Consider the following 5,776-nt stretch of genomic DNA (forward strand, 5'->3'; position numbering starts at 1 on the left):
CCGGCAGGCGGTCGCCGCCGCCGACCCGAAGCGCGTCGCCGCCGTCGTGCTCAATCTCGCCGACGGGCCGGGCGAGCCCGACCAGGTCTTCACCGAGGCCGCCGAGAAGCTCCGCAAGGCCGGCCTGCCGCTGATCGGATACGCCGACACCGACTACGGCCGGCGACCGCACGCCGCCGTGGTGAACGACATCCTGACCTACCGTCAGCGCCACGGCATCTCCGGCGTCTACCTCGACCAGGTGTCCGCCGCGCCCGGCGCGCTGCCGCACTACCGGCGCCTGGCCACCGCGGCCCGGGCGGCCGGCTGCTCCACCGTGGTGTTCGGCCACGGCGACCACCCGGACCCCGGGTACGCCGAGGTCGGCCTGGCCGATCTGCTGGTCACCTTCGAGGGCGACTGGGCCGCCTACCAGACGCTGGCCCTGCCGCTGTGGACCGGTCGGCACGCCGCCGCCCGGTTCTGCCACCTGATCTACGACGTTCCCGCCGAACTCGCCGGGGAGGCGGCCGCGTTGATCGCCGCCCGGCGGGCCGGGGTCGGCTGCGCGGTGCCGGGCGCCGGGGAGAACCCCTGGAGCACCCTGCCGCACCAGCTGACCGCCGACCGGCCGCTCACCGAACCCGTCGAACTCATCTGACCGATCCGGAGTCCGTGCCCCGTGACCCGTCGCACCCGGCCCGTGTGGGCCGCCCTCGCCCTCGCCACCGCCACCGCGCTGCTGGCGACGTCGTGCAGCAGCTCCGGCTCGGACGGCGAGGACGACGCCCCGGCCGACGCCACCGCGGCCCCGCCCCCGGCGGCCACCGCCGCCCCCGTCCCGGGCGGGCCGACCACACCGGCCACTCCGGCGACCCCGGAGACGCCGAACAGCACGGGCACGCCGGGCACGCCGGGCACTCCGGACGTCCCGGCCGCTTCCGGCGGCCCCGGCTCGCCGACCGCGCCCGGCCGCCCGTCGACCCCGCCCGGAACCCCCGGCACCCCCGCCGGCACCCCTGGCACCCCTGGCGCCCCCGCCGACCCGGCCACCCCGGGATCGCCCAACTCCCCCGGCACGCCCGGCACTCCGGGAACCCCCGGTACGCCCGGAGCCGCCGGCGCCCGCTGGCAGCCCACCCCCGGCCTCGCCTGGCAGTGGCAGCTCGGCGGCGGCGTCGACCAGTCCGTCGACGTCCCCGTCTACGACATCGACGGCTTCGAGACCGACGCCTCCGTGGTCGCCGCCCTGCACGCCAAGGGCCGCAAGGTGATCTGCTACATCAACGCCGGCTCCTGGGAGGACTTCCGCCCCGACTCCGCCGCCTTCGCCCAGGCCCTCCAGGGCTCGGGCAACGGCTGGAAGGGCGAGAAGTGGTTCGACATCCGCAAGATCGACCAGCTGAGGCCCCTGATGGCGGCCCGCTTCGACATGTGCCGGCAGAAGGGCTTCGACGCCGTCGAGCCCGACACCATCGAGGCCTACAACCAGAAGAGCGGCTTCCCGCTGACCGCGGACGACCAGCTGCGCTACAACCGCATGCTCGCCGGGCTCGCCCATGAACGCGGCCTGGCGATCGGCCTGAAGAACGACCTGGAGCAGGTCCCGGCGCTGTTGAACGACTTCGACTTCGCCGTGAACGAGGAGTGCGCGCAGTTCGACGAGTGCGACCGCCTCTCCCCCTTCATCCGGGCGGGCAAGGCGGTGTTCCACGTCGAGTACGAGCTGGGCACCGACAAGTTCTGCACCCGCGTCAAGGCACTGGGCTTCAGTTCGATGCAGAAGAAGCTCGAACTGGACGCCTGGCGGAAACCCTGCTGAGGAGGCGGGGCCCGGCACCCGACGGCTGCCGGGCCGCCAGGCATTCCACCGCGCGGACTACTTGACGGCCAGCCAGATGACGGCGCCCAGCACCACGAGCGCGACCACGGCGATGACCGCGATCTTGCCGGTGCGGCCGCCGCTGTTGCCGCCGTAGGTGTTGACGGAGCCCGGCGCCTGGGGTGCCGGGGTCTCCTCGACGAAGGCCCGGAACATCTGAGTGCTGCCGGCGGGGTCGTACTCGTTGTCAGCCATGGCAGGGACTCTAACGAATCCGCGGACCGCCCCGACACCCGGTCTCGGCGCTACGGGCGTGCGACGACTCTGTGAAGTCCGCCTCGATGACGGAATGTCCGTCCGGACGATCGGGTTGACTCGGACCATGACCGATTCCCGCAGCGACGCCCCCCGTTACGTGCAGCTCGGCGCCTCCGAGCTCTCGGTGTTCCCGCTCTCCCTCGGCGGCAACGTCTTCGGCTGGACCGCCGACGAGGCCGAGTCCTTCGCCGTCCTCGACGCCTACGCCGCGGCCGGCGGCAACTTCGTCGACACCGCCGACGTCTACTCCGCCTGGGTGCCGGGCAACACCGGCGGCGAGTCCGAGACCATCATCGGGAGGTGGCTGCGCGCCCGCGGCAACCGCGACTCCGTCGTCGTCGCCACCAAGGTCGGTCTGCACTCCGAGGCCCGCGGGCTGAGCGCGGCCAACATCAAGGCCTCCGCCGAGGGCTCGTTGCGCCGCCTCGGCGTCGACCACATCGACCTCTACTACACCCACCAGGACGACGACACCCCGGTCGAGGAGTTCGTCACCGCCCTGGACGCGCTGGTGCGCGAGGGCAAGGTGCGCGCCGTCGCCGCCTCCAACATCGGCGCCGACCGGCTCGCCGAGGCGCTCGCCTTCGCCCGGCGCGAGGGCCTGACCGCGTACACCGCCGTCCAGCCGCACTACAACCTGGTCTCCCGGGGCACCTTCGAGGGCCCGCTGGCCGACGTGGCCGCCGCGCACGGCCTCGCCACCGTGCCGTACTACGCGCTGGCCTCCGGCTTCCTCACCGGCAAGTACCGCCCGGGCGGCGCCGAGGTGGCCAGCGCCCGCGCCGAGGGCGCCGGCCGCTACCTGGACGACCCGCGCGGGCCCAAGGTGCTGGAGGCGCTCGACACCGTGGCCTCCGAGCAGGGCGTCGAGCCCGCCACCGTCGCCCTGGCCTGGCTCACCGCCCGGCCGACGGTCGCCGCCCCGATCGCCAGCGCCCGCACGGTCGACCAGCTCCCGCCGCTGCTGGCCGCCGCCGCGCTGGAGCTCACCCCGGCGCAGACCGCCCTGCTGGACGACGCCTCCGCCTGAGCGCCGCCCGCGCCGAAGGGGCGCCCCGTCCACAGCCTGTGGACGGCGCGCCCCTTCGCGTTCCCCGGTTGCGTCCGACGGCTACGGCCGGCCGAAGTGGGTCGGGTAGAAGCCGCTGCTGATCGTCGACACCCGGACCGTCTTGCCCGGCCGGGGCGCCTCGACGAACTTGTTGCCGCCCAGGTAGATCCCCACGTGGTGGATGCCCGAGGCCCGGCCGCTGTCCGACCAGAACACCAGGTCGCCGCGGCGCAGTTGTCCCGCGGTGATCGGCGTGGTCGCCGCGTACTGGTCGTCGGCGACCCGCGGCAGGCTGATGCCCGCCCGCTGGTAGGCCTGCTGCACCAGACCGGAGCAGTCGAAGCCGGAGGGGCCGTTGCCGCCCCAGACGTACGGCTTGCCCTGCTGCGCGAGCGCGTACTCGATCGCCGACTCCAGCCGGCCGGTGGACGGCGCCGGGTCGGCGGCGGGCTTGCCGCCACCGGCCGACGGGGCCGCCCCGCCGCCGGACTGGCCGGTGCGGCTCAGGTACACGTCGTAGTGGCTGGTGTACCGCCACTCACCGCTGCCGTTCTTGAACCAGTACTTCGAGCCGTCCCAGCCCTGCCGCATCCCGCCGGAGGACGCCGAGCCGTTGGAGACGGCCGTCTGAGCGGCGGAGGAGCCGGAACCGCCGCCCACCGCCTTGGTGTAGACGCTCTGGTGGCTGGTGTACCGCCACTCGCCACTGCCGTTCTTGAACCAGTACTTGGAGCCGTCCCAGCCCTGCTTGCCCGGCGCGGCGTGCGCGGCCCCGGCCCCGGCGGTCAGTCCGACCACCCCGGCGCCGGCCAGCACGGTGGTGGCCAGGCAGGTATTTCGCACCACCCGGTGTATTCGGCCCCCGCCGTGCGGCTCCGCCGGACGGGCGGTGCGCGGCCTGGCCACGCAGTTGGGGCAGGCGCAGCCCGTGATCGCCGGGATGCTGCCCAGGCTCTCCTCGAAGCCGATCAGCGCCGCGTCGTCCGCGTCCGCGAACGCCGGGGCGGCGTCCGTGCCGGTGGCTATCCTCATGCCGGTCGTCCTTCCTTCCGCCCGGCCCGGGCGGCCGGGGGCGGTACCGAGGCGGCCACTCCGGCCGGGGCGACGAAGGCGACCAGCAACTGCTCCATCAACGCGCTCCGGGCGGCCTCGTCCAGCTCGTGCGCGGTCGCGCGCTCCAGTCGGCGCACGGCGAGCGCCGCCGCCTCCACCGCGTCGTCCACCAGCACCGTGCGCAGGCCCGCGTCCAGGTCGGCCAGCCGGCGGCGGCGCATCGACTCGGCCACCTCCGGCGCGTAGTCCAGCGCCAGCGGCTGCACCGAGTAGACCTCAAGGCCGGCCGGCGCGACCTCGGCGGCCAGCGCCCGGGTCAGCTCGTCGGCGAACCACTGGCCGTCGCGCAGCGCGGGACCGGGCGCCGCGTTGCTGTCGCACGGCAGCGTGGACGCGGTCCGGGTGAGCACCGCCTGGACCTGCTCCCGCAGGTAGCTCTCGTGGTCCTCGATCGCCAGCGTGGCGCGGGCGGTGTCCTTGACCCGCCAGACGATCAGCAGCCGGACGACGATCGGCGTCCCGGTGCGGTCGACGACCTTGACCGGCTCGCTGCGCCAGTGCCGCAGCCTGACGTCCACCCGGCGGCGGCGCAGCAGCGGGTTGACCCAGACCAGGCCGGTGCGGCGGACGGTGCCCCGGTAGCGTCCCCAGCGGGTGAGCACCCGGGTCTCGCCGCCCGCGTTGGCCAGCAGGCCCGCGAGCGAGAGGACGACGACCAGCCCGGCGGCGCCGACGGCGGCCACCGAACGGGCGGTCACTTCGGCCTGGCCGCTGACCAGGGCGGCGTCGGCGCGCAGGTCGGGCAGTACGTCCCAGTACGGGATGACGCCGTCGCGCACCAGCACCAGCAGGACGGCGACCGTGCCGAGCAGCAGCCCGACCAGGGCGACCCAGCCGGGCAGGGCGGCGGCGGTGTGCTCCCGGAGCGTCTGGTCGGCGCGCGGGGGCCGGCGCGAGGTGGCGGCGGTCACCGCCCCGGTCCGGGTGGTCTCCGGCTCGTCCACCAGCGGGAGCGTGGAGGTCACCGGAGCCGTCGGATCCGCCGTCTCCAGCGGATCGCGCAGATCGACGGGCGTGCCGACGGACGGGCCCGGGACCACCGCGATCGGGGTGGTGACCGGTCCGTTGTCAGCCGGCTGGGCGGGCCGGGGCGTCCGCGCCGGCTTGGCCATCGGGCTGGAACCCACGGCGGAACGTTCCGGCAGTACCGGGGGGAACGCCTTGGGCAGGTGGTCGGGTCGCTGCGAAGAATCGCGGGTGACGTCCATGCACGGATCCTCAGGTTCAGTGTGTCGCGCAACGGGCGGCCCGGATCTGACGGGCAGTGCCAGGGCCCAGGCTAAGTTCATACGTCATCAAATGCGACATTTGAACCAGTGCGTGTCGACATTTACTGACGAATCATCTGGAGCCGGACCTGACGTGCGGGCACATGAGCGGACAAAGGGACGACGGTTCAGCGCCGTCGGGGGCCGGATCCCCGGGTGATCACCCGGCGGGTGATCAGCCCGATGCCGGTGAGCACCAGCAGGACCCCGGCGAGCGCGCCGCGC

The 5,776-nt window shown here is 74.2% G+C and carries 6 protein-coding genes; 3 read left to right on the forward strand and 3 right to left on the reverse strand.

The window, feature by feature from the left end; all coding sequences use genetic code 11:
• Window positions 1-640 (forward strand): spherulation-specific family 4 protein (locus ABD308_RS22090; RefSeq protein ID WP_344337855.1); only part of this gene is annotated, 640 nt, incomplete at its 5' end.
• 21 nt (window positions 641-661) lie between these two features.
• Window positions 662-1,801: an endo alpha-1,4 polygalactosaminidase gene (locus tag ABD308_RS22095; RefSeq protein WP_344337856.1), complete on the forward strand. Its 1,140-nt coding sequence runs from the start codon at window positions 662-664 to the stop codon at window positions 1,799-1,801.
• Window positions 1,802-1,858: 57 nt separating this feature from the next.
• Here the strand turns inward: ABD308_RS22095 and ABD308_RS22100 are convergent, their stop codons facing one another.
• On the reverse strand, window positions 1,859-2,056 hold the full coding sequence (locus ABD308_RS22100; protein ID WP_344337858.1) for a hypothetical protein: 198 nt from the start codon (window positions 2,054-2,056) through the stop codon (window positions 1,859-1,861).
• Between the two features lie 127 nt (window positions 2,057-2,183).
• On the opposite strand from ABD308_RS22100, the gene ABD308_RS22105 reads away from it, so the two are divergent.
• Window positions 2,184-3,149: an aldo/keto reductase gene (locus tag ABD308_RS22105; RefSeq protein WP_344337859.1), complete on the forward strand. Its 966-nt coding sequence runs from the start codon at window positions 2,184-2,186 to the stop codon at window positions 3,147-3,149.
• A gap of 81 nt (window positions 3,150-3,230) precedes the next feature.
• On the opposite strand, the gene ABD308_RS22110 is transcribed toward ABD308_RS22105, so the two are convergent.
• Together ABD308_RS22110 and ABD308_RS22115 are read right to left on the reverse strand one after the other, a co-directional pair.
• Window positions 3,231-4,202, reverse strand: a complete 972-nt coding sequence (locus ABD308_RS22110) for a C40 family peptidase (RefSeq protein ID WP_344337860.1) — start codon at window positions 4,200-4,202, stop codon at window positions 3,231-3,233.
• Window positions 4,199-5,491 carry an SPFH domain-containing protein gene (locus ABD308_RS22115; protein WP_344337862.1) on the reverse strand — a complete coding sequence of 431 codons (1,293 nt, stop codon included), beginning with the start codon at window positions 5,489-5,491 and terminating at the stop codon, window positions 4,199-4,201. The genes ABD308_RS22110 and ABD308_RS22115 overlap by 4 nt, the downstream gene beginning before the upstream one ends.
• Window positions 5,492-5,776: the final 285 nt, after the last annotated feature.

The organism is Kitasatospora putterlickiae (assembly GCF_039527695.1).
Taxonomy (GTDB): domain Bacteria; phylum Actinomycetota; class Actinomycetes; order Streptomycetales; family Streptomycetaceae; genus Kitasatospora; species Kitasatospora putterlickiae.

What these genes read in the sequence shown, in the direction of transcription:
- ABD308_RS22100 (WP_344337858.1), bottom strand. Translation starts at nt 2,056, where the DNA reads ATGGCTGACAACGAGTACGACCCCGCCGGCAGCACTCAGATGTTCCGG.
- ABD308_RS22110 (WP_344337860.1), bottom strand. Translation starts at nt 4,202, where the DNA reads ATGAGGATAGCCACCGGCACGGACGCCGCCCCGGCGTTCGCGGACGCG.
- ABD308_RS22115 (WP_344337862.1), bottom strand. Translation starts at nt 5,491, where the DNA reads ATGGACGTCACCCGCGATTCTTCGCAGCGACCCGACCACCTGCCCAAG.
- ABD308_RS22105 (WP_344337859.1), top strand. Translation starts at nt 2,184, where the DNA reads ATGACCGATTCCCGCAGCGACGCCCCCCGTTACGTGCAGCTCGGCGCC.